23 protein-coding genes are annotated in these 25,094 nt (G+C 51.6%); 16 read left to right on the top strand and 7 right to left on the bottom strand.

Annotated elements, in window-relative coordinates; translation table 11 throughout:
• Positions 1-33: 33 nt before the first annotated feature.
• Positions 34-819, top strand: coding sequence for an arylamine N-acetyltransferase family protein (locus tag I8J30_RS03030; protein WP_210655246.1), 786 nt, complete (start codon positions 34-36; stop codon positions 817-819).
• A gap of 67 nt (positions 820-886) precedes the next feature.
• Here the strand turns inward: I8J30_RS03030 and I8J30_RS03025 are convergent, their stop codons facing one another.
• Positions 887-1,492 (bottom strand): DedA family protein, encoded by a 606-nt coding sequence (locus tag I8J30_RS03025; RefSeq protein WP_210655244.1) that lies wholly within the window; start codon positions 1,490-1,492, stop codon positions 887-889.
• A gap of 157 nt (positions 1,493-1,649) precedes the next feature.
• On the opposite strand from I8J30_RS03025, the gene I8J30_RS03020 reads away from it, so the two are divergent.
• From I8J30_RS03020 to I8J30_RS03005, 4 genes are all read left to right on the top strand, one after another.
• Complete coding sequence (locus I8J30_RS03020; RefSeq protein WP_240547751.1) at positions 1,650-2,636, top strand: Gfo/Idh/MocA family protein; 987 nt, start codon at positions 1,650-1,652, stop codon at positions 2,634-2,636.
• A 24-nt stretch (positions 2,637-2,660) separates the two neighbouring features.
• Positions 2,661-3,593 carry an aldo/keto reductase gene (locus I8J30_RS03015; RefSeq protein WP_210655242.1) on the top strand — a complete coding sequence of 311 codons (933 nt, stop codon included), beginning with the start codon at positions 2,661-2,663 and terminating at the stop codon, positions 3,591-3,593.
• On the top strand, positions 3,569-4,372 hold the full coding sequence (locus I8J30_RS03010) for an alpha/beta hydrolase (RefSeq protein WP_210655240.1): 804 nt from the start codon (positions 3,569-3,571) through the stop codon (positions 4,370-4,372). The genes I8J30_RS03015 and I8J30_RS03010 overlap by 25 nt, the downstream gene beginning before the upstream one ends.
• A gap of 173 nt (positions 4,373-4,545) precedes the next feature.
• On the top strand, positions 4,546-5,544 hold the full coding sequence (locus tag I8J30_RS03005; protein WP_210655238.1) for an aldose 1-epimerase: 999 nt from the start codon (positions 4,546-4,548) through the stop codon (positions 5,542-5,544).
• A 354-nt stretch (positions 5,545-5,898) separates the two neighbouring features.
• On the opposite strand, the gene I8J30_RS03000 is transcribed toward I8J30_RS03005, so the two are convergent.
• Entirely contained in the window at positions 5,899-6,441 is a 543-nt protein-coding gene (locus I8J30_RS03000; protein ID WP_210656052.1) for a GNAT family N-acetyltransferase, read from the bottom strand.
• A gap of 15 nt (positions 6,442-6,456) precedes the next feature.
• Entirely contained in the window at positions 6,457-7,317 is an 861-nt protein-coding gene (locus I8J30_RS02995; RefSeq protein WP_210655236.1) for an AraC family transcriptional regulator, read from the bottom strand.
• Between the two features lie 187 nt (positions 7,318-7,504).
• Here I8J30_RS02995 and I8J30_RS02990 point away from each other — a divergent pair, with 187 nt between their 5' ends.
• The 6 genes from I8J30_RS02990 (at position 7,505) to I8J30_RS02965 (ending at position 15,923) form a co-directional block, all read left to right on the top strand.
• Entirely contained in the window at positions 7,505-8,398 is an 894-nt protein-coding gene (locus tag I8J30_RS02990; RefSeq protein ID WP_210656051.1) for a sugar phosphate isomerase/epimerase family protein, read from the top strand.
• A 17-nt stretch (positions 8,399-8,415) separates the two neighbouring features.
• Positions 8,416-9,429, top strand: coding sequence for a Gfo/Idh/MocA family protein (locus tag I8J30_RS02985; protein WP_210655235.1), 1,014 nt, complete (start codon positions 8,416-8,418; stop codon positions 9,427-9,429).
• A gap of 128 nt (positions 9,430-9,557) precedes the next feature.
• Positions 9,558-10,982 (top strand): spore germination protein, encoded by a 1,425-nt coding sequence (locus I8J30_RS02980; RefSeq protein WP_240547750.1) that lies wholly within the window; start codon positions 9,558-9,560, stop codon positions 10,980-10,982.
• Between the two features lie 7 nt (positions 10,983-10,989).
• The gene (locus I8J30_RS02975; protein ID WP_210655233.1) at positions 10,990-12,075 is read left to right on the top strand and encodes a GerAB/ArcD/ProY family transporter; all 1,086 of its coding nucleotides are present in this window, start codon (positions 10,990-10,992) and stop codon (positions 12,073-12,075) included.
• A complete protein-coding gene (locus I8J30_RS02970) occupies positions 12,072-13,187 on the top strand; it encodes a Ger(x)C family spore germination protein (protein ID WP_210655232.1) in 1,116 nt (371 codons plus the stop codon). Before I8J30_RS02975 ends, I8J30_RS02970 begins: the two co-directional genes overlap by 4 nt.
• Before the next feature lie 156 nt (positions 13,188-13,343).
• Positions 13,344-15,923, top strand: a complete 2,580-nt coding sequence (locus I8J30_RS02965; protein WP_210655231.1) for a discoidin domain-containing protein — start codon at positions 13,344-13,346, stop codon at positions 15,921-15,923.
• Between the two features lie 63 nt (positions 15,924-15,986).
• Here the strand turns inward: I8J30_RS02965 and fabV are convergent, their stop codons facing one another.
• A complete protein-coding gene (fabV, locus tag I8J30_RS02960) occupies positions 15,987-17,177 on the bottom strand; it encodes an enoyl-ACP reductase FabV (protein ID WP_210655230.1) in 1,191 nt (396 codons plus the stop codon).
• Positions 17,178-17,409: 232 nt separating this feature from the next.
• On the opposite strand from fabV, the gene I8J30_RS33870 reads away from it, so the two are divergent.
• Positions 17,410-18,213 (top strand): VOC family protein, encoded by an 804-nt coding sequence (locus I8J30_RS33870; protein ID WP_210655229.1) that lies wholly within the window; start codon positions 17,410-17,412, stop codon positions 18,211-18,213.
• 49 nt (positions 18,214-18,262) lie between these two features.
• On the opposite strand, the gene I8J30_RS02950 is transcribed toward I8J30_RS33870, so the two are convergent.
• Together I8J30_RS02950 and I8J30_RS02945 are read right to left on the bottom strand one after the other, a co-directional pair.
• On the bottom strand, positions 18,263-19,249 hold the full coding sequence (locus I8J30_RS02950; protein WP_210655227.1) for a phytanoyl-CoA dioxygenase family protein: 987 nt from the start codon (positions 19,247-19,249) through the stop codon (positions 18,263-18,265).
• Positions 19,250-19,341: 92 nt separating this feature from the next.
• Entirely contained in the window at positions 19,342-20,241 is a 900-nt protein-coding gene (locus I8J30_RS02945; RefSeq protein WP_210655225.1) for an AraC family transcriptional regulator, read from the bottom strand.
• 201 nt (positions 20,242-20,442) lie between these two features.
• On the opposite strand from I8J30_RS02945, the gene I8J30_RS02940 reads away from it, so the two are divergent.
• The 4 genes from I8J30_RS02940 to I8J30_RS02925 all read left to right on the top strand — a co-directional run bounded on the left by I8J30_RS02940 (position 20,443) and on the right by I8J30_RS02925 (position 24,232).
• On the top strand, positions 20,443-21,144 hold the full coding sequence (locus I8J30_RS02940; RefSeq protein ID WP_210655223.1) for a copper amine oxidase N-terminal domain-containing protein: 702 nt from the start codon (positions 20,443-20,445) through the stop codon (positions 21,142-21,144).
• Between the two features lie 547 nt (positions 21,145-21,691).
• Complete coding sequence (locus I8J30_RS02935; RefSeq protein WP_338044783.1) at positions 21,692-22,459, top strand: IclR family transcriptional regulator; 768 nt, start codon at positions 21,692-21,694, stop codon at positions 22,457-22,459.
• A gap of 13 nt (positions 22,460-22,472) precedes the next feature.
• Positions 22,473-23,246 carry an SDR family NAD(P)-dependent oxidoreductase gene (locus I8J30_RS02930; RefSeq protein WP_210655219.1) on the top strand — a complete coding sequence of 258 codons (774 nt, stop codon included), beginning with the start codon at positions 22,473-22,475 and terminating at the stop codon, positions 23,244-23,246.
• 77 nt (positions 23,247-23,323) lie between these two features.
• A complete protein-coding gene (locus I8J30_RS02925) occupies positions 23,324-24,232 on the top strand; it encodes a fumarylacetoacetate hydrolase family protein (RefSeq protein WP_210655217.1) in 909 nt (302 codons plus the stop codon).
• Positions 24,233-24,262: 30 nt separating this feature from the next.
• Here the strand turns inward: I8J30_RS02925 and I8J30_RS02920 are convergent, their stop codons facing one another.
• The gene (locus tag I8J30_RS02920; RefSeq protein ID WP_210655215.1) at positions 24,263-25,033 is read right to left on the bottom strand and encodes an endonuclease/exonuclease/phosphatase family protein; all 771 of its coding nucleotides are present in this window, start codon (positions 25,031-25,033) and stop codon (positions 24,263-24,265) included.
• Positions 25,034-25,094 lie beyond the last annotated feature (61 nt).

The raw sequence follows: 25,094 nt of genomic DNA, 5'->3' as shown, positions 1-25,094 counted from the left end.
CTTACGAAGTAAGGGCAAAGGAGTAGACGTAAGATGCCGAATGATCGCACGCGCGTAAAACCTGAAGTTGCAGCCTATCTCGAGAGGATCGGCTATGAAGGACCGCTTGACGGCAGTGCAGCAGCGCTCGCCGACCTGCAAGAATGTCATCTTCACACAGTGCCTTATGAGAATTTGGATATTATGAACGGCATCCCGCTGTCCCTGCAAATCGACTCCCTCAAGGACAAAATCATTCACCGCCGCCGCGGCGGTTACTGCTTCGAGCTGAATGCATTGTTCGGCTGGCTGCTGCGGGAGCTGGGGTATCCGGTTACGGATCTCGTAGCCCGTTTCTGGCGTGATGTCGATACATTGCCGCCAAAACGACGTCACCACGTGTTAAAGGTGGAGGCAGAGGGCCGTACCTATTTAGTCGATGTCGGTGTTGGGGGCATCGTACCGAGGCGGCCGATCGAGCTGATTGAGAAGCTGGAGCAGGCACAAGGCGAGGAAGTCTACCGGATGGAACGAGACCGTGAGTTTGGGTGGTTCCTGTGCGAGTTGAAGCGCGGGGAATGGAGCCGTATCTATTCCTTTACAGAAGAACCTCAGCTTGCGGGAGATTATGAATTTGCCACGTTCTGGTGCGAGAATGCGCCGGATTCGGTGTTTAGAAAAGCTCCGATTCTCGCCATTCGAACGAAGGAAGGACGCAATACGGTATCCGGCGAGGAGTTCCGTATTTTCGCAGGTGAAGGTGCGCCTGTTGTATTTAATGCGGCAACGAAAACAGAGTTTGATGCAGCGCTGGAGAAATATTTTGGCATCAAGCTTTAATTGAATCGCGGTCCGGCAAGGCTTCACTCGCAGTCGAATGATTGCAGTAGAGCCTTCTTCGGTTTGTTTACGCCTTCACTTTCCTCATCGCCAGCAGCATGCGGAAGCTGAGCACGGCGAATATCGCAATTCCCCCGCAGAGCAAGAAAGCGAGTCCATAATGATGGACGTAATATTTGACATGCAGCCAGCGATCCCCCAGCAGGAAGCCGATATAAATAAAGAGAACGCTCCAAGACAGCGCACCCGTGTAAGCATATAGCATAAACGTACTGAATTTCAGCCTCGACATCCCTGCCATATAAGCCGTTATGTGGCGAAGGCCCGGTACAAAGAAGCCCAGGATAAGCAGCACATTTCCGTATTTATTCATCCACCCTTGCGCACGTTCAATCTTGGCAGCGGAGATGTGAATTTTGGGACCATATTTGAGCAGGAAAGGGAGACCGAATCGGATGCCGATCAAGTAGCTCAAGGTAATGCCCAGAGCCGAGCCCAGAAAGGCGCATAACACGACAAGCAGTGGATGCAGCGTTCCGTTGCCGGCAAGATAGCCGGAGTACGTGAGCAGCACTTCGTCCGGGACGGGCACACCGACTATACCTAGCGCGAGTGCGAACGTTAATCCGATATATCCATAGCGGAAGATAAGCAGTTCTAATAGATATTCCAAGCGGTGCAGCCTACTTTCTTATGCGGGTTCAAGACTATTTGGTGTCGCTTGAGTACGCTTTTGTTATATGAAAATGAAGTTGTTTTATATTTCTTCCCTTCTCATTATGGACTATACTAGGGTCGAATCCAATTTATCGAAAAAGGTGGCCATCACATTGACACGTAAATTGCGTTGGGGCGTTATCGGCTGTGCCGGAATCGCCGTACACTCCGTTATTCCGGGTACGAAACAATCCGAAACCGGGGAAGTGACAGCGATTGCAAGCCGCGATTTGGCAAAGGCAGAAGAAACCGCAGCGAAGCTCGGCATTGCCAAAGCTTATGGAAGCTATGAAGAAATTTTGAATGATGCGGATATCGATGCTATCTATATTCCACTGCCGAATCATTTGCATATGGAATGGTCCATCCGTGCGATGGAAGCAGGCAAGCATGTCCTATGTGAGAAACCGATTGCGCTTAATGCGGAAGAGGCCGCTCGCATGGCCGATGCCGCTGCGAAGAACGGCGTTCACCTGGCAGAAGCGTTCATGTACCGCCAGCACCCGCGCTATGAAGAGATTCAAGCGATTATCGCTTCCGGCGAAATCGGCGAGCTGCGCGGGATTCACGGCACGTTTACATTCAATAACGCAGGCGATTCCAAGAACGTACGATACCGCAGAGACTGGGGCGGCGGTTCGATCTATGACGTAGGCTGCTATCCAATCAGCGCAGCAAGATTGCTGCTCGGTGCTGAGCCTGAGGCGGCAACCGTACATGCATTGATTTCCCCCGAGCACGACAATGTCGATATGATGGCATCGGGTATTTTGGAATTCCCGAACAGCGTAGCACTGACATTCGATTGCGGCATGTGGGCGGCTTTCCGCAACACGCTGGAAATCATCGGAACTAACGGCCGTATCGAAGTGCCTGAAGCGTATATCGGCAATCCTACTTTCTACGTTCATTCCAAAGACGGCAAGCGCGAAGTGACGCAGCCGCAGCTGAATCAATATGCACTGCAAGCAGATGAGTTTGCCCGTGTAGTATGGGGCGAGAAAGAAGCGGCCTTCACACCTGCCGATGCCGTGGCCAATATGAAAGTTATCGATGCTTGTTTGAAATCGGCTTACTCACGTACTCGGGTTAGCATCTAATTGAAGCAGGAGGTTTATCATACGATGAAACAAATCAAACTACCCGGCGTTAAGCAGGGCATCTCTCAGCTTATCATGGGATCGGATTATTTTGCACCGGAAGTTTATGAATTGGTGTGTGCAAATTTAGACGCGTTTACGGCAATCGGAGGAAACACTATCGATTCGGCTTTCATATATGCCGGCGGTAAAAGCGAGCAAGCAATCGGCATGTGGATGGAGGAGCGCAAAAACCGCGAATCCATCAATGTATGGACGAAAGGCGGTCACCCGAATCACCTGGGTCCGCAAGTGAACAAACAATCCATTTACAACGAGTTGATGATCAGCCTGGAGCGTCTGCGCACGGACTACATCGACTTGTATGCTCTTCACCGCGATGATACGAATGTGCCTGTCGGCGAAATCGTTGAGATTCTCAATGAGCATATCGAAGCCGGCCGAATACGTACGTTTGGCGGTTCCAACTGGACGACGGCTCGTCTGCAAGAGGCGAATGAGTATGCAGCTGCTCATGGTCTGCGCGGCTTTGAATTCAGCAGCCCTAACTTGAGTCTGGCGAAAGCCCAAGAACCCTATTGGGCGGATTGCATTAGCGTCGATGAAGAGATTCTGGGCTGGCATGAGCGCACAGAGCTGCCGCTGTTGTCTTGGTCGGCGCAAGCACGAGGTTTCTTCACGGGCCGGTTTACGGCCGAAGATCGCACGGATGCTGATTTGGTGCGGGTGTTCTACAATGACGATAACTGGGAGCGTTATCGCCGTGCGGAGCAGCTGGGCAAAGAGAAAGGCTTCTCTACGATCCAGATCGCTCTTGCTTACGTGCTGAGCCAATCCTTCCAAACGGCTGCCATTATCGGACCACGGAATGAAGCGGAAATGAAATCTTGTTTGGAAGCGACAACGATTACACTGACGCCGGAGGAAGTTAAATGGCTGGATCTGCGGACACGCTAATTGAGCTATGGCCGGAAGGCGCACCGCTGGCGACAGGAACGACTGACGAGGACCGTCCTGCGCTGACGCCTTATTTGGCAGAAGGCAGCAAGAGTGTCGTGATCGTCTGTCCGGGCGGCGGGTACGGCATGCGTGCCGACCATGAAGGGGAGCCGATTGCGCTTTGGCTTAATGGGCTTGGCATTTCGGCCTTCGTGCTCCGTTACCGGGTAGCGCCTTATCAATACCCTAGTGCGTTGTACGATGTGCAGCGGGCCATTCGATATGTTCGGCTTCATGCGGAAGAGCTTGGCGCAGACGCCGGGAAGATCGGCATATTGGGTTTCTCGGCCGGCGGACATCTGGTCTCTACGGCCGGTACTCACTACGATGCCGGAAATCCGGAAGCGGATGATCCGATTGAACGGATGTCTTGCCGACCCGATCTTGCGATTCTATGCTACCCGGTGATTACGATGCAGTCTCCGTTTACACACGAGGGCTCCCGTATGAATCTGCTTGGCGCGAATCCGTCGGCCGAGCTGGTTGAGCTGCTGAGCAACGAACTGCAGGTCACGCCTGACACACCGCCAACATTCCTCTGGCACACGTCCGATGATGGTGCGGTTCCGGTCGAGAACAGCTTATTGTTTGCGATGGCGCTGCGCCGTGCGGGAGTCCCGTTTGACCTTCATGTGTATGAGCAGGGCGCGCACGGTATGGGACTTGCGGAAGCAGACCCTCACGTGGCCAACTGGACGACGGTTTGCGGACTTTGGCTGAAGCGAAACGGCTATTAGGATAGGGAATGGAACAAGGCCTCTCTTGTGAAAGCGAGCTGTCCACATGAATGTGGACGTTCCTTGCAAGGGAGGTTTTTTTGAAAAATACGGGTGATTATCCCCTATAGGCTATGTTAATCTAGTGAGGTAGTCTGAGCGATCCAAGAAGCTAAAGGAGAGTAGAAATGACGATGAGCGAGAATCGAGCTTTTGTAGGCACTTATCAGGGAGAAAAGGCTGTTTGGTTGAAATATGACCGCTACGAGGCGGCAATTCTGCCCGAGGTTGGAGGGAATCTGATCGCTTTCCGCGATGTGGAAAGCGGTACACCATATTTGCATGAGCCAACGCTTGACGAAATGGAATCATTCAAAGCGAGACCATTTATACATGGCATTCCGGTATTGTTTCCTCCGAATCGCTTCGAGGATGGCAAGTTTCCTTGGAACGGACGCACGTACCAATTCCCGGTTAATGAGCCTGCGACGGGCAACCATCTGCATGGCTTTGTACATAGCGAGACTTGGGCAGTTGAAGAGTTCGGCACGACAGCCGGCGAAAGCTACGTTGTTGTTTCGTTAGCTGTGGACGAGCAAAGCGCCGTGTACACGTACCTGCCTCACAAATTTACAATCAAGCTGCGTTATGCGATCAGCGTCGACGGTTTGCACCAGCATGTCATGGTCCGCAATGAAGGCGACGATGTAATGCCATGTCTGTTCGCGTTCCACACCTCGGTGAATGCGCCGTTCGTTCCGGGCGGTTCTGCGCAAGATTACCGCTTGAAGCTGACGATCGGCGAGCGCTGGGAAATGAGCGAGCGCATGCTTCCGACAGGCAAACATCAGCCGCTATCAACCAACGAAGAGCTGATGAAAGGCGACGGTGTGTATCCTTTCTTCGAATCGCTTGACAACCATTACACGGCAGTGGCACAGAATGGCCGCAACCGGATGGAACTGACCGATACGAAACATGGCATCACGCTCGTTTATGATGTCGGTACTTCATATAAGCAATGGATGATTTGGAACAACGGCGCTACAGAAGGTTTCTTCTGCCCAGAGCCGCAAATCAACCTCGTGAACGCGCCGCATGTGGACTTGCCTGCTGATGAAATCGGCTTGTACAGCCTCGCTCCGGGCGAGATCTGGGAAGAGACGGGACGCCTTTACGTGAAGAAAGCTTAACTGGCAGCCTCTTTAAAAGCATCCCCTCGGTTCGTCAGACCGAGGGGATGTTTTTTTCGGGGAACTAAGGGCTTCTGGGTTCGTACTGCAGTTATTCGTTGCCGATTCTAACGGACCGCGGGAAGTGGAAATGTTGCGAAATAAGCAACATTTCATTCATTGGCAGCTCACATACTCGACAATGCTGCTCGAAATGCAACAATTGGCGGGGAAAACGCTTCAAAGTGGCAGTCGTAGGGGGAAATATTGCATTCCATGCAACATTTCCCCTCAAGAGGACCGGAAGGTTCAAAAATGCTGCATAATGGGCAATATTTGACTAGAAGAGTGCGCAGACTGCAGATGCGGACTTTTTTACTTGGAAGAATAACGAAGAATACTGTAGACATGCGTGTCATAAGACTTACCGTCTTGCACGATGTAATCGCGCAGTATTCCTTCCTGCTGAAAGCCGAGCTTCGTTAATACGGTTTGAGAAGCCTGATTTTCCCGAAAAACAACTGCACCGATTCTTGCCAGCTCAAGCTGATCAAAGCCGTAGGCAACGATCCTTGAAACAGCCTCCGTCGCATAGCCTCTGTGCCAATGATCCGGATGGAGCTCGTAGCCGATCTCGGCTCTCCGATGCTTGGGCATCCACGCATTAAATCCGATCGTGCCCATAATCCGGTTATCCGGGCTGTCTTTAAGCTGGATTCCCCACCGAATGCCGCGTTTCTCCTCATAATTCCGTGCGAAGAGTTCTACAAAAGCAGCTGCTTGCTCCAGCCGTTCAAGCGTTTCTTGCCCGTAATAACGCGTGACGTCCGCGTTTGAGAAACAAGCAAATATGTCGGCCGCATCCTCTTCAGTTAACTCTCGTAATATCAGTCTTTCGGTTTCTAATGTCGGAAACAGATAAGTCCCTCCTAATCATAGCTGCGACAGATGCCCCTTGCGAATCGCTGACGGCGTCAAATTGCGGACCTTTTTAAACACTCTGCCAAAATAAGTCATGTTGGAGAAGCCCGCACGCTCGGCAATTTCCGCGACAGGATAATCGGTATCGAGCAGCATCCGCTCGGCTTCCTGCACGCGCAGCATATGGATGTATTCTATTAACGTCTTCCCGGTCACCTGCTTGAAGATTTTGCAGAAATGCGTCGGACTCAGATTCACCATACGTGCAGCATCGTTTACGCTGATCGATTCCCGGTAACGCTCGCGCAGCGTCTGGAGCAGATGGGAGAAATCATAGGACTTCTGTGCGCGCGGCAGCGATAAGTCGGTGTGCTGCTGGGCATAGCGAAAATAAAGCCCGAAGATTCGCAGCAGCTCCGCCTTCACGAGCAGCTCGTACCCCGGCTGCTTCCCTTGGAATTCCTCTACCAGTCTCGCGAAGGAACGATTCATCTCATCGATGCAGGGGGCTGTCGCCTGCATCAAGCTTGGCCACTTCACCTGCTGCTGCAAATAGGGCACAAAATAATGATGTTCCGTAATATCAAGCCCGCTTCCCCGCACCAATGCCTCGTTAAACACGATGCAAATAAGCTCTGTATCCGGCTCGAGGGTCACCACGCCATGAAGCTGCTTCGTATTAATAAAAGCTAATTCGCCCTTATGCAGCGGCATAAACGAAGCATCGACTTGCACACGGGCGCGTCCTTCTTTGACATACACCCACTCCATATGATCATGCCAATGCAAATGCACGTCCTTCACAATGAACACATTGATGGGAAACGTACGGTCGGGAATCCAGGTATTCTCTTTAAACGGACTTACGGTCATAGGGACAGCCTCCTGTCTATACGTACGATTTTACGTCATAAGCAGGTTAAATCTCAATTGGAATCGCTTTAATTGTCTAAATGATCGTAAGATTGTATGAATAATTCGCAATTTTGTTTCTAGTTTCAACCTCCTACTTTCGGTACGATAGGAGCAGATACAGCATCTGGAATCGATCGGAAAGGTGATGAAACAAATCGTGAACAATATTCGAATTGGAACACTTGTTAACGGCAGCACTGCAGCATCGGTCATCCCGCAAATTATTCCTCATGGTTTCGAATCATTTGGCTTAACGTTCTGGCAAACCACGCAAGGCACAGATTTAAAGGAGCTTGCTCTTCGAGTAAGAGAGCAGCTGGCAGAGCGCGATATTGTGATCTCGACTTTAGGCGTATTCGGCAATCCTCTCACCGGCGCAGGCGACAACTATGATACATTAGCCAGCTGGGAGCGGTTAATAGATGCTGCAGATGCTTTTGGCACGGACCTTGTCACCGGATTTACGGGAAGAATGCCCGGCAGCATCGACGAGTCCTTGACGAGATTTGGTGAAGTCTTCGGTGAGTTGAGCAAACGGGCAGAGTCGCGCGGCGTTCGGATTGCGTTCGAGAATTGCGATATGGGCGGCACATGGGGGCGCGGCGAATGGAATATAGCGCATAACCCGACGGCATGGGAAATGATGTTCAATACGGTGAAAGCAGACAACATCGGCCTGCAATGGGAGCCTTGCCATCAGATGGTGAGCCTGATCGATCCGATTCCGCAGCTTCGCAAATGGACATCCAAGATATTCAACGTTCATGGCAAAGATGCTACAATCGCATGGGATGTCGTGAAGGAATATGGCATTCACGGTCCGCGCGAATTTGTCTGGCACCGGACGCCGGGGTTTGGCGATTCCAACTGGACCGATATAATCTCCATTCTGCGTCAAGCCGGCTACAAAGGCAGCATCGATATCGAGGGCTGGCATGATCCGGTCTACAGGGATGAGCTCGAGATGACAGGTCAAGTGCACGGTCTCAACTATTTGAAACGCTGCCGCGGCGGCGACTTTGTTCCTAATCCGGTATAGAAGGAGTTCGATAAACGATGAAGCATCGCATTGTGGTAGCAGGTTGCGGCGGCATGTCCAATACATGGATCGATTACGCGATGGAACGGGAAAATGCTGAGATTGTCGGGTTAGTCGACATCTATGAAGAGAGTGCCAAAGCGCAGGCAGCGAAACGAGGCTTGCAAGTACCGACCTTTACAGATCTTGCATCAGCGCTGGCTGAGACGGATGCGAATCTGGTATTTGACGTGACCATTCCGGCCAGCCATAAGCAGATCGTGACAACCGCAATGCGCGCAGGTTGTAACGTATTAGGCGAGAAGCCGATGGCAGAGTCGTACGCAGACGCGGAAGAGATCGTTGCCGTGAGCGTGGAAACAGGCAAAAGCTATGCCGTTATGCAAAATCGCCGCTATAACAAACAAATTCGATCTTTCCTGGATGTCATCAAGTCGGGTGCGATTGGAACGGTTGGCTCGATTCATGCGGATTTCTTCCTCGGGCCGCATTTCGGCGGCTTCCGCGATTTGATGGATAACCCGCTGATCGTGGATATGGCCATTCACACCTTTGACCAAGCCCGCTTCCTAAGCGGTGCTGATCCGGTATCGGTCTATTGCCATGAATATAACCCTCCGGGCTCCTGGTACAAAGGAAATGCATCTGCGGTTTGTATATTTGAAATGAGCGATGGTTCCGTGTTTACGTATAACGGTTCCTGGTGCGCAGATGGTCTGAACACTTCCTGGGAAGCAAACTGGCGGGTTACCGGCAGCGAGGGTGGCGCACGCTGGGACGGAGCAACGATGCCGTACGGCGAAAGCGTAGACCGTTCGAAAGCGGAGGGCTTTATCCGTGAAATGAAGCGGGTGGAAGGCAGTCAAGAATGGAACGGGCGTGAAGGTCACTTCGGCTGTATGGATGAAATGTTCGCAGCGCTGGAGGAGAATCGTCCGGCCGAAACGAACTGTCATGATAATATTAAGAGCGTTGCGATGGTGTTTGGCGCCGTAGAAAGCGCGCGTTTGGGACAGAAGATTAAACTATAAGCTGTAGTGGATTGGAAGCTGTAAGGAAGAGAGGGTCGGCCAAAGTGGCGGCTCTCTTTTTGTTATGCGGTTAGAGAGTTTCCATTCGATACATAATAACGGAAATCCCATCCAGCGGAGGCATGTGTATGACTTCATCACAAGAGCATAATCTACCTACGCTTGCACATACCCTTCATGAGTTTCAGGACTGTAGTGATCTCATTCACCGATCGATTCCTAGTTTAGGTGTCGATATACTCTTTATAGGCAACCTGATTTCAGGGGACAAACTTTACAGAGATTTGCTGAACCTGATCGAGAATACGGATCCAGAGCAGCTGCTGCAGCTCGTAACGCAGTCGCAGTTTGTTCCTGTGACGGATAGCAAGAAGCTCGTTATCAATATATTGTCCGGACATGCAGCCTTTTTTTATGAAAATATGGCATATGCAGTTGATGTTTCCGGCAACGAGGGACGCTCCGTTTCGCAGTCGGAACAGGAAACAACCATTACCGGCCCCCATGATGCGTTCACAGAGGATGCCGGTGTCGGTCTCGGCTTGCTGAGAAAGCGAATTAAGAGCTCCCACCTTAAAGTAATCCGACTCTCTGTAGGGGAAGTTACGAAGTCGGATGTCTATGTACTCTACATCAAAGACATTGCCAATATGGAGTATGTGAACGAACTGAAGAAACGAATACAGGACATTGAAATAGATGCGGTGCTCGATTCGAACATGCTGATTCAGCTTATCGATGACAGTCCTTATGCGCTTTTTCCGCAAATATTGACCTCGGAGCGGCCTGATGCCATCGCTTCTAAGCTTGTAGCCGGAAGAGTGGTCGGCTTCATGGACGGGAGTCCGACTGCGTTTAGCATCCCGGCTTCATTCGCGGAATTCTTCTCCTCTTCCGACGATTATTACATGCGCTGGATGCTCGGCTCGGCGACGCGAATTTTAAGGTTTATTGCCCTCTTCATCACGATGATCTTCACAGCGCTCTATGTGTCGGTCACAACCTATCATTACGAAATGATACCGCAAAACCTCATTTTGACTCTGGCGGAATCCCGCAGCAGGGTGCCTTTCCCTCCCGTGTACGAGGCGTTGCTGATGGAGCTTACAATCGAGCTGCTCCGAGAAGCCGGCGCCAGATTGCCGACAAAAATCGGGCAAACCATCGGTATCGTCGGCGGTATCGTTATCGGTCAAGCCGGTGTGCAAGCAGGTTTAACCAGTAATATTCTCATTATTGCAGTTGCTTCCTCGACCATTGCTTCATTCGTTATCCCGAACTATACCATGAGCGCTTCGATACGTCTCATCCGATTCGGTCTGATCTTGTTGGCCGGATTCTGGGGGAATCTCGGACTGGCATTGGGCCTGGCTGCTGTCATGATTCACCTGAGCGGTATGACCAGCTTCGGTTCTTCTTACTTGACTCCGATCGCACCTTCTCAGCCCAGCGAGTGGCGTGATGTGCTCTTCCGGGCTCCATTCAACAAACTGTACTACCGTCCTTCTCAGACGCGCACGAAGAATAAGATCAGAAACAAGATGAAGAGGTGAGCTGCCTATGAATGGGTCAGAGAAGCTGTCTGCATTTCATATGACCATACTTGTCTACATGATGCAGTTTGGAGTCGTTATCTTCATGCTTCCGCAGATGCTGAGCAAAACCTTCGGTACGAATGGGTGGATTGTACTGCCCGGCTATGGGCTGATTGTCATCATCAATTTGCTGCTGATCGGGGCTGTTTATAAGCTCGGCAAGGGTAAATCGATCTTCGATATTTTGGAACATGTGATTCCCAGAATGCTGTTGATGCCGCTTTATTTGTTTCTTGTCGGCGTGTGGGCTATGCTGGGTTGTTTGGTTGGCAAGGAATACGTGCTTATTTTTCAAATGCTGGCCTTTCCTACGACTAATCCGATGTTGTTCAAGCTTGTCATGGATGTGCTGATATTCTGGTTAATGATCAAGGGGCTGTACAATATTTCAAAAGCCGCCACGATGTTCTTCTGGTTCTCAGTGTGGATGCTGCTGCTGGTGTTTTTCTTCTATGGCGAATTCAGCTTTGCGAGGTTAACGCCGTTCTTTCTTAAAGGTGGAACAGGCTCTTTGGCGGACTTTGTCGGCATATATTCGGCTTATCTCGGCTATGAGCTAGTGATGCTTACCTTTCCTTCGACCGATGCCAAGACTAAATTTCTCCGCTCAAGCATCCTCGGCAGTCTGCTGACAACGATAATCTATACCTATATTTGCTTTGTCGCATTCGGCTTCTTAAGCCCGAAACAATTGAACCGAATGCTGTATCCACTGCTGGACCTCATGGCGTATATAAAATTCCCATTCGTCGAGCGGCTGGAGAGTTTATTCTGCGGGTTCTTCCTATTCACAACTGTGTTTACAGTCGTCATGTATTTATGGTCGGCAAAGGAGACGGGCCGCAGAATATTTCCGAAAATGAAAGAAAATGTGCTTGCCGGCATCATTGTGCTGCTGTGCTATATTGTCGCCTATGTCCCTGACACGATAAGCGATGTGCAGACATGGTTCAAGGTGTTCAGTGCCGTGGAGTGCATCATTGCGTTTACCTTGCCGCTGCTGCTCATTATAGTGTTGGCACTCACGCGGGAGAAAGTGGCGTCCGCATGAAGCTGAACATGAGAAAAATAATGCTGCTGCTGGTTACACTGACTGTTGCAATGACCTTAACGGGCTGCGGCGATCAGCGGATTCTCGAGAAGCTCGGTTTCTCCCAAACGAGCAGCTATGATTTGGTGGATGACAATAGGCTTGAGATTGCCGTTTCCATGCCGAAGGCGGATCCGCAAGCACGCACGCAGCGCGAGGTGCTGAGCGCGGTCGCAGCGAGTGGGAAAGAGGCCAGAACCAAGCTCGCGAAACAGACCAATCTGCTGCTGGTCAGTGGTCAACTCCGCAATGCGTTATTCAGCATGTCAATTGCGAGAAGCGGAATGATCAAGCATTTGGACACCTTACTGCGTGATCCTTCTATTTCTCCGCGGCTCAAACTATCCGTCGTGAACGGGAATGCCAAACAAATGCTGCAGAAGGACTACAAGCAGCATCCCATTACCGGTAAATACATCGATGGGATTCTGGATAAGGAAGCAATGGGCAGGACGATCCCCTTAACGTCGCTCTACTCGTTCACACGAGATCTGTATGATGATGGAATTGATCCTGTTATGCCTGTTCTCAGAGATTCCGGTGAGCATATTAATATCGATGGTGTGGGCTTGTTTCGGGATGACCGCTACATCACGATGATTCCTGCCAAAGAAGGGATCATTTTTGCTTTTCTTAGAGGTTCCTTCAAGCAGGGCGAGGTCGCAGTCCAATTGAATGGCCATCAGAGTATGGGAGATATTATCTTGTTCAGCTCTCTCATAAGCCGCTGGCGGGTGAAGGTCGGCCGCGATTCATCCGGAGTGCCTTCGGTTCACATTCACATCAAGATCAAGGGATCGGTTCTTGAATACACCGGCAAGCTCTCCCTCACTGAGCCCGGGGACCAGAAACGAATCGAGCAGCAGGTTGCGAAGAAACTGACTGAGCGGGGCCAGAAGCTGATTGCCTTTATGCAGAAAAACCGTGTCGACAGCATTGGAATGGGCATTCCGGTTCGTAATCATATGAGCTATGCCGCTTGGGAGAAATTGAACTGGCCTGAGGTTTATCCCTCAATAAAGGCAACATGCAGCTTCACGGTGGTGATTAATAATACCGGGAAGTCGGCGTAAGGAGAAGAAACAGAATCAAGCAAACAAATAGAAAAATGCAGCAATGTTCCGGCGGCCGACGATTTTCTATACTGAGAATAGGAGGGGAGTGCCTGCTATGGAGATAAGAAAGCAGGCTGGTCGGCATGCAGGAAAGGAGGGAAGCGGCGACCGCAAGTGAGCGGCTGGAAACCGAAGCATTACCATATGATCCGAGAGGAAGTGTATGATATGTTAACCGGTTTGCGCGTAGGTTTGAGAAAGCGGCGGTTCAGCTCGTTACTGCTGGCCTTTGCCATCATGATGGGGGCACTTGTCATTCCGCAGCAAGCATCCGCAGCAGATTACACCGTGCAGAAATGGCAGACTGTCGAGATTTCATTAACCAGCTCCAAGACGTACACAAACCCGTTTCAAGATGTGGATGTGACCGCGACTTTCAGCGGGCCAGGCGGAGTTACGATTACCCGTCCGGCTTTCTGGAACGGCGGAGCCGTTTGGAAGGTTCGATTTGCCCCGACGGTGACCGGTGCTTGGACGATGACGACAGCCGCAAACGATACGACGGATACCGGATTGCACAATGTCACGAAAACGATTCAAGCCGATGCCTATACCGGAAGCCAGGCGATCTATCAGAAGGGTTTCCTGAAGGTAAGCAGCAATGGCCGTTATCTCACGTACAATGACGGCACACCGTTCTTTTACTTAGGCGATACGCATTGGATTTTGCCGCATGAACGGTTCTCGACCTCGAATAAGGCAGGAGTGGCCTCACAATTCAAATATGTGGTGGATAAACGCGTAGGCCAAGGCTTCACGGTCTATCAATCCGAGCCGATCTGGCAGCCGCATGGCGGGGGCACGCATACCGGAGCGGATGAAGAAGCGGTAGCGAACCTTAGTGACGGCTTCTCGAGCACTGACTTGCCCGGCTTTGATAACTTGGATCGGAAATTCAAGTATATTGCCGATCAAGGGCTTGTCCATGCCAATGCGCAAGTAACTTGGGCACTTGATCCGGCTAGTTATAGCGGCGTGTATACGGATGCCTATATGGCGCGAGTTGCGAAATATTGGGTTGCTAGATACGGCTCCTATCCGGTGATCTGGACGATCGCGCAGGAGATCGACCGCAACATGTACAACAACTACAACACCACGACGATGAGCAAATGGTATGCCGTCGGTCAGAGCATTTCCGACAATGATGCGTATAACCAGCCGCTCATGCCGCATATGGAGAATACCGGCACATCGGTCGCATCGAATTCCACTTGGGCGAGCAAGGCTTATCATGATGGCTGGGCGGTTCAGTGGCAAGGGGATATGACCGGCATGAGTACGGCGAAGGACTTCTGGAACTTTGCGACGGCCAAACCTTCGGTCATGTATGAAAGCGCATACGATGGCTTCTGGACGGATTCTCGCGGTGCTTTGGGTGCCGCGTATAAGTCATTCCAGTACGGGATATACGGGTACGGGTATGGAGCTTCGGGCACGTGGAACGATGTGTATTCCGTGTCGGGCGCAGCAGAAGATTTCGGCACCGGCTACGAGCTTCCGGCGCGATATACCTGGTGGTATGATGGGGCGAACTATGTCACGGGCGACCAATTGACTTATTTCAAAAACTACTATACGTCGCTGGAGTGGTGGAAGCTCGTTCCTCGATTCGATGATGCGAGCTGGGGCGCATTCAGCGATACTTCGAGGTCGCTGCTTTCCTCCGACGGAAATTCGGTGTATTCGGTATTCTTCTTTAACGGTACAACCAGCACCGGTACATTAAAGCAGATGGATAATGCGTTCTTGTACAATGCCCGTTGGTTCAATCCGAGAACCGGCGGCTACACCGCGATTAGCAGCAGTGCGCAAGCTTCATCCGGACAGTGGAACATACCGGCCAAGCCGGATTCGAACGACTGGGTGCTGCTTGTTCAGAAGACTTCGACGCCAGCGCCTAACTTAACGAATATGGCCCTCGGCAAAACTTACTCCAGCTCCTCCTCGTGGGATGCGAATCAGCAAGCGCCTAAAGCATTCGATGGCACAACGGCGACGAACTGGCAGGCCTGCAATACCTGCTGGAACGGTCAGTGGCTGGAAGTGAATTTCGGTGCCAACACCACATTCAACAAAGTGGTGCTCACCGAGTATGACAGCCGGACAACCGGGTACCGGATCGAATATTGGAACGGCTCCGCGTGGCAGACGGCCTATACCGGTACGAGTATCGGCGCAAGCTTCGTGCCGAAGACGATTACGTTTAGTGCAGTAACCGGCAGCAAAGCGAGAATTTATTTCACTTCAGGTACGGCGAATGCTCCGATTATTTATGAATTTGAAATTTATTACGATGTCCCGAACCTGGCACTTGGCAAGACATATTCCAGCTCCTCCTCTTGGGATGCCAACCAACAGGCGCCTAAAGCCTTCGACGGCACGACCGCGACCAACTGGCAAGCATGCAGCGGCTGCTGGAGCGGTCAGTGGCTGGAGGTCAACTTCGGCGCGAACACCACCTTCAACAAGGTAGTGCTCACCGAGTATGACAGCCGAACGACGGGATACCGCATCGAGTATTGGAACGGCTCCTCGTGGGTGACGGCTTACACGGGAACATCCATCGGAGCAAGCGGTGTGCCGAAGGTCATTACGTTCAGTGCGGTAACGGGCAGTAAAGCCCGCATCTATTACACGTCGGGAACCAGCTATGCGCCTATTATTTATGAGTTTGAGGTTTATAATCAGTAAAAGAAAGCAGGAAAGGCCGGGCACATCGCTAGCAGCGAGGTGTCCGGCCTTTCTATTGTTGGATTAAAGGATGTTAGGTGCATCCACGTTCGGATCGGTATCTGCTTCATAATCGACGCCTTCGGTTTCGAAACCGAAGAGCTGGAAGAACTCTTTGCGGTAGCCTTCGAGATCCGAAAGCTGCTCAATGTTTTCCGTCGTAATGGCATCCCAGATCTTCGCCACTTCTTCTTGAACATCTTCGCGAAGCTCCCAATCGTCAATGCGAATGCGTCCTTCCGCGTCTACCGGAACCTCGCCGCCCGCATATAGGCGTTCGGTGAACAAACGGTAGGTTTGCTCGATGCAGCCTTCGTGCAGCCCTTTCTCCTTCATCACTTTATAGAGGGCGGAGATGTAGAGCGGTACAACAGGGATCGCGGAGCTGGACTGCGTTACAAGCGCTTTGCTGACGGTAACGAAGGCACGTCCGCCGATTGTGCTTAGCTGCTCACTGAGCTTCTTCGCGGTAGCTTCCAAATGATCTTTGGCTTGGCCGATGCTGCCCTCACGGTAGATCGCTTGCGTAATCTGCGATCCGATATAGGAGTAGGAGATGGTAGTAGCTCCTTCGGCAAGTACGCCGCCTTGCTGCAAGGCGTCCACCCACATTTGCCAGTCGTCGCCGCCCATCACCGTTACCGTATCTTGAATTTCCTGCTCCGTCGCAGGCTCGATCGAAATCGACGTCACTTCGCCGCTGTGGAAGTTGACGGTTTTGTTCGTGTAAGTGGTGCCGATTGGCTTCAACACGGAGTTTGCCGTTTCGCCTGTCTTCGGATCCGTTCTGCGCGCGGAAGCGACGCTGTATACGACCAGATCGACTTGACCCAGTTCCTGCTTGATCAGGTCAACCGCTTTCTGCTTGGTCTCATCCGTGAAAGCATCGCCTGTCACGCTGAACGACTTCAGGCCTGCCTGCTGCGCAGCCTGTTCGAATGCAGCGGAATTGTACCAGCCTGCCGATGCCGTGCGGTTTGCTTTGCTTTCGCTTTGGCGGTAGACGCCGACGGTATTGGCGCCGGCACCGAATGCCGCTACGATACGAGCTGCGAGGCCATAACCCGCGGACGCTCCGATGACGAGTACATTGCGAGGCCCATTGATGGCCGCGCGTTCTTTGACATAATCAATCTGTTCCTGCACTTGAAGGGCACAGCCCGTTGGGTGAGCGGTCGTGCAGATAAACCCGCGTGTTCTTGGTTTGATAATCATGTGTGTCTGTTCAATTCCTCTCATACGTTGTCTCGCATAATGAATAGGGGCAAGGCAATACTCAATGTTCTGATAGTACCTTTATTGAAGCAAATCCGCAACATTTGAAGCGATTTCCGCCGATTTCATGTAGAGTGGAAACATTTTCCTTTGCTATAATAGAACTAACGTTAAGTTGCCGGAGCAAGACGCGGAACAGGCTGGGACGAAGAGCGTAACCTAACGAACGTATGTGGGGGAGTGGATTCAGACGGTTAACGTTATCAGCCCGATTCAACAAGTTGTGGGAAGCGTGTTTGTCCATGTCTCGGACCTCCGCCGATCCGCAGCGTGGTACAGCATGGTGATGGGGCTTCCCGTATTGCAGGAGCGTCTAAACGGAGGCAATGTTTATTGGTTGGCCTTACGAGGAGGGACAGGCCTCATACTGGATGATAACAAGAGCAACACGCCGACTGACATGCCGCATGTCAAATTCATGTATAAAACCGAAGATATAGAAGCGGCTCGCCGATTCCTGGAGGAGAGAGGAATAAGCAGCATCAGCGAAATTGATCGGCCGCATCCGGGACTCTCGTTCTTCCGCTTTGAGGATCCGGATCGCAATTCGGTTATGGTTACGCAATCGGATTATGAGTCGGAGGTCGTGGAACGCGAAGCAGGCACGGAGAGTCCGATCATGAATCAGATCGGCAGTGTTTTTCTGAATGTTACGGATATGAAGCGGGCTGTGAGGTTTCATAGCGAGGCGCTGGGTCTGGCATACAGCCTAGAAGAGATTGGGCCGGAAGACTCCATCTATAGCCTGCGGATGAGGAGCGGCAGCGATATTCTACTTGATAACAACCGTTATCGGCATGGCGATACCTATGAGACGTTGTTTATGTTGGTAACGAATGATATTGAGGGGGCACGCGCTTATTTGGCCTCACAAGGTGTGCCTGTGTTTACCGATATTGAACGGCATGGCGATCGTCTGGCTTTCTTCACGGTGAAGGATCCGGATGATAACGTCATTATGGTCTGTTCGGAATAGAAAGAACGGCTTCTCTTCACATGAACTGCGAGGAGAAGCCGTTCTTGGTTTATTTCTTCTGGCCAATCGGCATCATCATGCCGTTGTCCATGCCCATCATGCTTACGCTGCCGTCCGTGTCATCGCCTTCGTACAGGTACACTTCAGTGCCGAAAGCCGGCTCGGCATAAGGAAGATGCGTGCGGCCGCGGGCGAGAATTTGGCGGTAGTTGCCGGAATCGCCTTCGTAGCCGTCATGATCCCACGGTATCCAGGAGCGGGCATTGCAATAGTGACAGACGTAAGAGCGACGGAAGCGGTCCGTTGTCTTATTCGGATAAGACCGGTGGAACAGATGCGAGTGGAAGAACAAAACGTCGCCAGGCTGCATCGGCACCGAGATCGGAGGCGGGTACTTGGCTACCACCTTCGATAACGTATTCACTTCATCGTCGAGGTGGCTTACATTCTGCACGCCGTTCAAATTCGAGAAGGCATCCAGGGCATGCACGTTGCCGCCGCCGATTTCGGCAGGCGGATAGATCGGTTCATGGTTAGAGCCGGGTGCGACCCACAGGCAGCCATTCTCCTCGTCGACTTCTTCGAGCGCGATCCATGCGCCGATGAGCGTGTCGGGATGCGTCTTGATATAACAAGCGTCCTGATGCCAGCCTTGGCCGCCGCGGCCGGGTGGATTCAGGAACATCATGGATTGTACGGCATATACATCCGGCCCGATGAGCGCCTCGGTCACATCCAGAATGCGAGGGTTCAGCATGCCGCGTTCAGCGGATGGCTCGATGCGAGATAGCATGTGCACGCGTGTCGCATCCAGAAATTCTTCGTGTAACGGGTCGCTGCCGCCGGACTCGCGAGCGGGTTTCTTATTCTTCGTTCTCGTCTTCTCGGCGAGCTCGTAGAGTTCGGCGATGTCTTCTTTTGACACCAAGCCTCTTACGATGAGGTAACCGTTGCGATGATAATGCGCATATTCCTCCACACTGACCAAATAACGGTCAACCCGTTCACGGGACTTAGGCGTATAGTAAGTTGCCATCGATTCTATTCCTCCAGTAACGAGATGATATGCTTTTATTGTGCAATATTAAGAGAGCGGTTTCAATGGAAGGAAAACGATTTTCGATGTGTTTATTTGATATCCGGATTAACAACAATGTGCCGGTTGACGAAAGTGCGGTCCGGATCGGCGCCAATTGCCGTATGGCGAAAAATCGGACCTTTGCAGCGCTCGATATATTCGGTAGCGGTAATGCCGCGGATGCGTTTGTACATTTTTGAGAAATGGTGCTCATCGCCGAATCCGGCCAGGTAGGAAATTTGCTTGACCGTACCCGCACCTTTCATCATCAACTCCTCCGCACGATGCAGCCTGCGTTCGAGCAGCATGCGTTTGGGCGACATGCCGACAGCTTCGACGAACATGCGCGTAAAATGCGCATGGGACCAGCCGGACTGATGAGCAATATTTTCGATCGTAATGGGCTCTGTCAGATGTTCCTCCATGTAGGCGATGCTGTTGGCGATTTGCACAGGGTAGCTGCTCATTGCGAATTCCGGCGTTTTATCGGCGAAAGCTGCCAATTCTTCGATTGCCGTCGTTAACAGGGAGGAGAGCCTGCGCCGCCAGTGGTGGGATTGATGATTGGCGACCACTACGATTTGATTCATAATGGCGCCGATCAAGCTGCCGGGTGCGGCCGGAACGACATGAATGGTGCTGAGAAGCGCGCTGAATCGCGGATCCTTCTCTCGCAGGAGGTCGTAGTCGAAGTGGACGAATAGATGCCGGACATTGCGGTCGCGGTCAAACAAATACCGATGTACAGTATCCGGCTGCGTGAACACGAAACAAGGAGCGCTTAGCCGATGCTGGATCCCTTGGATGTCATACAGCGTACCTGATCCTTCGGGAAAATAGACCAGTTCATAGTCGATAATTGTGCGTGGTCCAATATGGTGACCGCCTGCTTGTACGATAATATCTCCAATACTGTTGATGATTGGGGAACCGTTCTGATTAGGCAGCATACGGCGGACTTCCTTTCTGCGGTGGTTTCGATTAGGTGCGTAGTGCGTAGGGGATACGGTGCCCTTTGGGTATATTATTGCTGAGGTGCGGCACTTGGTGCAATAGATTTGCTGCGAAGGGGCTGGGCTCGCAACTGTTTGGTGCTTATAAGCGTCCATAGTAGATAGGTCCGATTATAAGGGATGCGAGGAGTTGTCTGGATGAAGAAGAAATGGATTGCTATATTGTGCGTCGTTTGTTCGCTTGCAACCGGAACGGCTGTATACGCCGCCGGCCAATTGTCGCTGAAAATAAATGGGGTAGCTGTCAAAGATAGTGGGGCGTATTTGCGTGATGATCGCGTATATGTGCCGCTTCGTATTGTGTCGGAACAGTTAGGCGGGGAAGTGGCTTGGAATTCGGCGAAGAAGGAAGTCAGCATCACGGGTGGAGGAAGCGGTGCGGTTGATATATGGAAGGATGATTCCTTTCCCGGCTATATCCAGTACAACAGCGTCATTAATGTAGTGAACCGCTACATGGCCGCGCTTCAAGGTGCTTTCTCCAGCTCGTATGATGCGGATGAAGATTTCAAACTCGTGCTCTCCGCGCAGGCGATTCAGGATGATGTGCGGGTGTGGCATCCGTTCTCGGGGATGGTAGGCTCATCGATGCGGAGCATTTCGAGCTATAAGATAATCGACGGCAGGACAGTTGGCAAGGATGCCGCGAACCGGCCGATCTATGAAGTCGCCGTGCGCTACAATGTCATCAACCCCGGGGATGACAGCACGTACAAGCAAGTAACGAAGGCATACACCGTAATCACGGAAGTGATAAACAACCAGCTGTTTTACAAAATCGATCAGGAACGCCTCCTCAGCACCGTTAAGCTGAATCAGGAGCCGAGTCCGTTTAAATGACGCGGCCAAGTCCGTTTATGTGATAAGTTGGCAGCGAGAGCGAATTGTCCGCTCTCGCTTTTTTGCGTTGCGCATGAAAAGGCGAACATAGGTGAGACTGCCCTAGTCCGGGTGATTGGAAGGTGATGGAAGATAGAAGGTAGCCCGCTTTAGTTTGGCGAGTTCGGTGTCTGAAAGTGAGGTAACGGTAACCGCTCTTTAGTCGAAAATGGGGCATATCGCTGAATGTGCGGTACGGGTTACCGCTCTTTAAGCTGGAATGCTCTGTTTTGTTTAATGTGAGGTAACTGGTTCCTTACCGATGGACCGGAACCGACCTGTGTTGATTATAATGGCGCTCTTCTGCAGATGTGTTGCTTGGAGAGCATCACTTTGGCTGCCTCCCATTCCCGCGACCTGACCTCAATCAACCCATTCAAAAATCTCCAATTTTCTTATTGAAATTCCATACTGGGCGAGCTATAGTGAAAGTATCAGTTCGGTTTACTATAAAGAAGTTGGTTTTATATACGAAACCAACTCATCAACAATGGATGAGGCGATTGGCGTGTCTGAGGAACGCAAGTACTGGGTGCCTGCGCTGGAGAAAGCGGATAAAGTGCTGGCCGTCATCGCACAGGAACCAGCCAAGCATAAGCTGATCGACTTATCGAAGAAGCTTGAAATCAACAAGAGCTCGATGTTCTCCTTGCTGAGCACGATGGAAATTCTCGGCTGGGTGAAGCGGGCGGCAGGCGATACGTATGCGCTTGGTCATACGTTTGCCGAGTTCGGCTCCTCGTATTTGAAGCAGTATGATTTGCATCAATATTTCTTGGACGAGGCGGTTTCGGTTCGAGATCGGCTGCAGGAGACCATTCAGCTCGCGAAGCGGATAGACGACCAGGTGCTGTACATGGGCAAAGTGGAAGCGATTTCGCCGGTCCGGCTGCAATCCGAGCCGGGGATGCGGCTTCCCGCTCATGCAACGGCACTCGGCAAAGCCATGCTCTCGCAACTGAGCGAGCAAGAACGGCTTGCACTGTACCCGCAGCCGGAGCTGCCGAAGCTAACGCCTCTTACGATTGACAATCGCGATGAGCTGTTTGCTCAGCTGGATGTCATTCGCAAGCAAGGTTATGCGCTAGACGACCAAGAGTCGGTCATGGGCTTCCGTTGCGTGGCGGCTCCTATTATGGCAGGCACGAACGCGAACCAAGCTGCAGCGGTAAGCTGCTCCATGCTGCTTCACCAATGGGAGGTTAAATCGAACCAAGCCATCGAAGAAATGACGGGGCTTGCACAGCGATTATCGCTACCCAACCACAACCTATAAGGGAGATGAGAGAATGCGGTTGCACAATAAAGTAATTCTCATTACAGGCTCGGGTTCCGGCATCGGCAAGAGCACTGCGCTATTGTTTGCGCGTGAAGGCGCGAAGCTCGTCATCAACGATCTGTCTGAGCAGAACGGAACGGCTACGGTGAAGGAGATTCAAGAAGCGGGCGGGGAAGCCATCTTTATCCGTGCGGATGTCACCAATCCGGCTGAAGTATCTGCCATGGTGGATCAAATTATCGCTCACTATGGCGTCATCGACGTATTGTTCAACAACGCAGGCATCAGCGGCGTCGGCCTTCTGCATGAGATCGAGCCGGAAGCTTGGGATCGCGTCATTAACGTGAACATTCGCGGCGTCTACCTGCCTTCCAAATATGTGATCCCTCACATGATGGAGCGCCGTGCAGGTTCGATCATCAACATGTCATCGTGTATCGCCGAGATCGGACTGGCTCGCCGTGCTTCATATGCTGCAACTAAAGGTGCAGTCCTAGCGCTTACGAAATCCATGCAAGTAGACTACGCGCCATACAATATTCGTGTTAATGCCCTGCTGCCGGGTACAATCATGACTCCATTCGTAGAAAACTACTTGAAAACCTCTTACGCCGATCCGGAACAGGCGATTGCAGGCTTGAAGAAACGTCAGCTGAGCGAAGAGCTTGGTTTGCCGGAGGATGTTGCCAAAGCAGCGTTGTTCCTGGCATCCGATGAGTCTTCCTTCGTAATGGGCTCCCCGTTCTACGTGGACGGCGGCGTTGTATTCGGCAAGAACGCTTAATTGTAACCAGCTAATCCCAGCTATCGCTCTAATGCTATTCATTCATTTCTACTATGAGATCGGAGGCCCATTCACGTATGAAACTTATTAGCATTTCCAAACAAGGTCGCAATGCACTTGGCGTAGTGACAGAGAACGGTGTCGTAGACGTAGAAGCAGCCCTTCAGGCATCTGCGGGAAGCGCAAGCGCCGAAGTACCATCGACGGTAATGGCTGTCATTGAAGGCGGAGAGGCTGCAACAGCTTCCCTAAGAAACTACATCGAGTCCCTTCAAGTGGCCGGCGGCGAAGCCTACGTTCGTCAAGAAAGCGAAATCGAATGGGGACCTTGCGTCACGCATCCGAACAAAATCATTTGCATCGGGCTCAACTACCGAAAGCATGCAGAAGAAACGAATGCTCCGATTCCGGCATATCCGATTCTGTTCAATAAATTCAACAACACATTGACCGGACATTTGAAAGACATCGCCGTTCCGAAAGTTACGGAGAAGCTGGACTATGAAGCCGAGCTTGTTATCGTTATCGGCAAGAAAACCAAGTATGTGGCAAAAGAAAACGCGCTCTCTCACGTATTCGGCTACTGCGCTGTAAACGATCTGTCCGCGCGCGACCTGCAGCTTCGTACTCAGCAATGGCTGCTTGGCAAATCCTGCGACGATTTCAGCCCGCTCGGTCCTTACCTTGTAACTGCCGATGAAGTTGGCAATCCGAATGATCTGTGGATCAAGTCCACCGTAAACGGTGAAGTACGCCAGAACTCCAATACGTCGGATATGATTTTCGGCTGCGATGAGATTGTCAGCTATGTGTCGCAGCATATGACGCTTGTGCCTGGCGATGTTATTTTGACGGGTACGCCTGAAGGGGTTGTGCTTGGACTTCCGGTTGAGCAGCAAGTGTACTTGAAGCCCGGCGACGAAGTAACGATTGAAATCGAGAAGCTGGGCGCGCTGACGAACCGTTTCGTAGCAGACACCGAATAAAGAGAAAGGAGTGCCTAGGCACTCCTTTTTTTAGGATCGACGTTCGACCGTTGCAACGACCGGATAATGATCCGAAGGATAGCGGCCGTTATACTGGTTTCGGTCAATATGGACGTTAAGGACTTGGGCATTAGGCGTCACAAAAATATAATCAATCGGAACGCCTTCATCTCCCCCGCGATAGTCGTGGAAGGTGAGGCCGATTGGTTCTCCGGCAAGCGATGTGTAGGCATTTACGAGTTCGAGCTCGTTTAAGGCTTCAATCACATCACTGTCAGGTCCGCAATTGAAGTCTCCCGTAAGAACAGCGGGGATATCACCTGCAAGGGCTGATGACTGTTTCATTCGCTCTACGATCAGTTTGACCCCATTCGTACGAGCCTCAGCACTGATATGGTCCAAGTGGGTATTGAACACGACCCATTCCGCGCCGCCTTGTTGACGGAGCTTAGTCCAGCTGCACATGCGGGGATATGCGGAGTCCCAGCTTGAATAGCCCAGCTGCTCCGGAATTTCAGATAGCCCGAAATGCCCGCTTTCTACGGGCTCAAGCGATGCATGCCGATAGAATATCGCGCAATATTCGCCTTCCAGCTGGCCGGTGCGGCTGATGCCAAGCCAGCGATAGTCAGGCAGCAGCGCCTGTAGATCCTGCAGCATGGCAGCAGTGCCTTCCTGCGTGCCAACGACATCCGCATCCGCTTGCTTAATCGCTTCGGCTGCTTCTTGAATTCGGTTGGGCCACGCGTTGTTGCCGTCTGATTCAACATGGACACGCAGATTAAACGTCATGATCTTCATGTTCGTGTTCCTCCAATCAATATCAATTCAAAGCAATAAGGACTCGTGAAGCCAAAATATA

It is taken from the genome of Paenibacillus lignilyticus (assembly GCF_017942085.1).
Taxonomy (GTDB): domain Bacteria; phylum Bacillota; class Bacilli; order Paenibacillales; family Paenibacillaceae; genus Paenibacillus_Z; species Paenibacillus_Z lignilyticus.
The sequence above is the reverse complement of the archived record's forward strand: the minus strand, read 5'-3'. Positions and strand labels throughout refer to the sequence as shown.

What these genes read in the sequence shown, in the direction of transcription:
- I8J30_RS03030 (WP_210655246.1), top strand. Translation starts at nt 34, where the DNA reads ATGCCGAATGATCGCACGCGCGTAAAACCTGAAGTTGCAGCCTATCTC.
- I8J30_RS03015 (WP_210655242.1), top strand. Translation starts at nt 2,661, where the DNA reads ATGAAACAAATCAAACTACCCGGCGTTAAGCAGGGCATCTCTCAGCTT.
- I8J30_RS03010 (WP_210655240.1), top strand. Translation starts at nt 3,569, where the DNA reads ATGGCTGGATCTGCGGACACGCTAATTGAGCTATGGCCGGAAGGCGCA.
- I8J30_RS03005 (WP_210655238.1), top strand. Translation starts at nt 4,546, where the DNA reads ATGAGCGAGAATCGAGCTTTTGTAGGCACTTATCAGGGAGAAAAGGCT.
- I8J30_RS02995 (WP_210655236.1), bottom strand. Translation starts at nt 7,317, where the DNA reads ATGACCGTAAGTCCGTTTAAAGAGAATACCTGGATTCCCGACCGTACG.
- I8J30_RS02990 (WP_210656051.1), top strand. Translation starts at nt 7,505, where the DNA reads ATGAAACAAATCGTGAACAATATTCGAATTGGAACACTTGTTAACGGC.
- I8J30_RS02985 (WP_210655235.1), top strand. Translation starts at nt 8,416, where the DNA reads ATGAAGCATCGCATTGTGGTAGCAGGTTGCGGCGGCATGTCCAATACA.
- I8J30_RS02980 (WP_240547750.1), top strand. Translation starts at nt 9,558, where the DNA reads ATGACTTCATCACAAGAGCATAATCTACCTACGCTTGCACATACCCTT.
- I8J30_RS02975 (WP_210655233.1), top strand. Translation starts at nt 10,990, where the DNA reads ATGAATGGGTCAGAGAAGCTGTCTGCATTTCATATGACCATACTTGTC.
- I8J30_RS02970 (WP_210655232.1), top strand. Translation starts at nt 12,072, where the DNA reads ATGAAGCTGAACATGAGAAAAATAATGCTGCTGCTGGTTACACTGACT.
- fabV (WP_210655230.1), bottom strand. Translation starts at nt 17,177, where the DNA reads ATGATTATCAAACCAAGAACACGCGGGTTTATCTGCACGACCGCTCAC.
- I8J30_RS02950 (WP_210655227.1), bottom strand. Translation starts at nt 19,249, where the DNA reads ATGGCAACTTACTATACGCCTAAGTCCCGTGAACGGGTTGACCGTTAT.
- I8J30_RS02945 (WP_210655225.1), bottom strand. Translation starts at nt 20,241, where the DNA reads ATGCTGCCTAATCAGAACGGTTCCCCAATCATCAACAGTATTGGAGAT.
- I8J30_RS02940 (WP_210655223.1), top strand. Translation starts at nt 20,443, where the DNA reads ATGAAGAAGAAATGGATTGCTATATTGTGCGTCGTTTGTTCGCTTGCA.
- I8J30_RS02930 (WP_210655219.1), top strand. Translation starts at nt 22,473, where the DNA reads ATGCGGTTGCACAATAAAGTAATTCTCATTACAGGCTCGGGTTCCGGC.
- I8J30_RS02925 (WP_210655217.1), top strand. Translation starts at nt 23,324, where the DNA reads ATGAAACTTATTAGCATTTCCAAACAAGGTCGCAATGCACTTGGCGTA.
- I8J30_RS02920 (WP_210655215.1), bottom strand. Translation starts at nt 25,033, where the DNA reads ATGAAGATCATGACGTTTAATCTGCGTGTCCATGTTGAATCAGACGGC.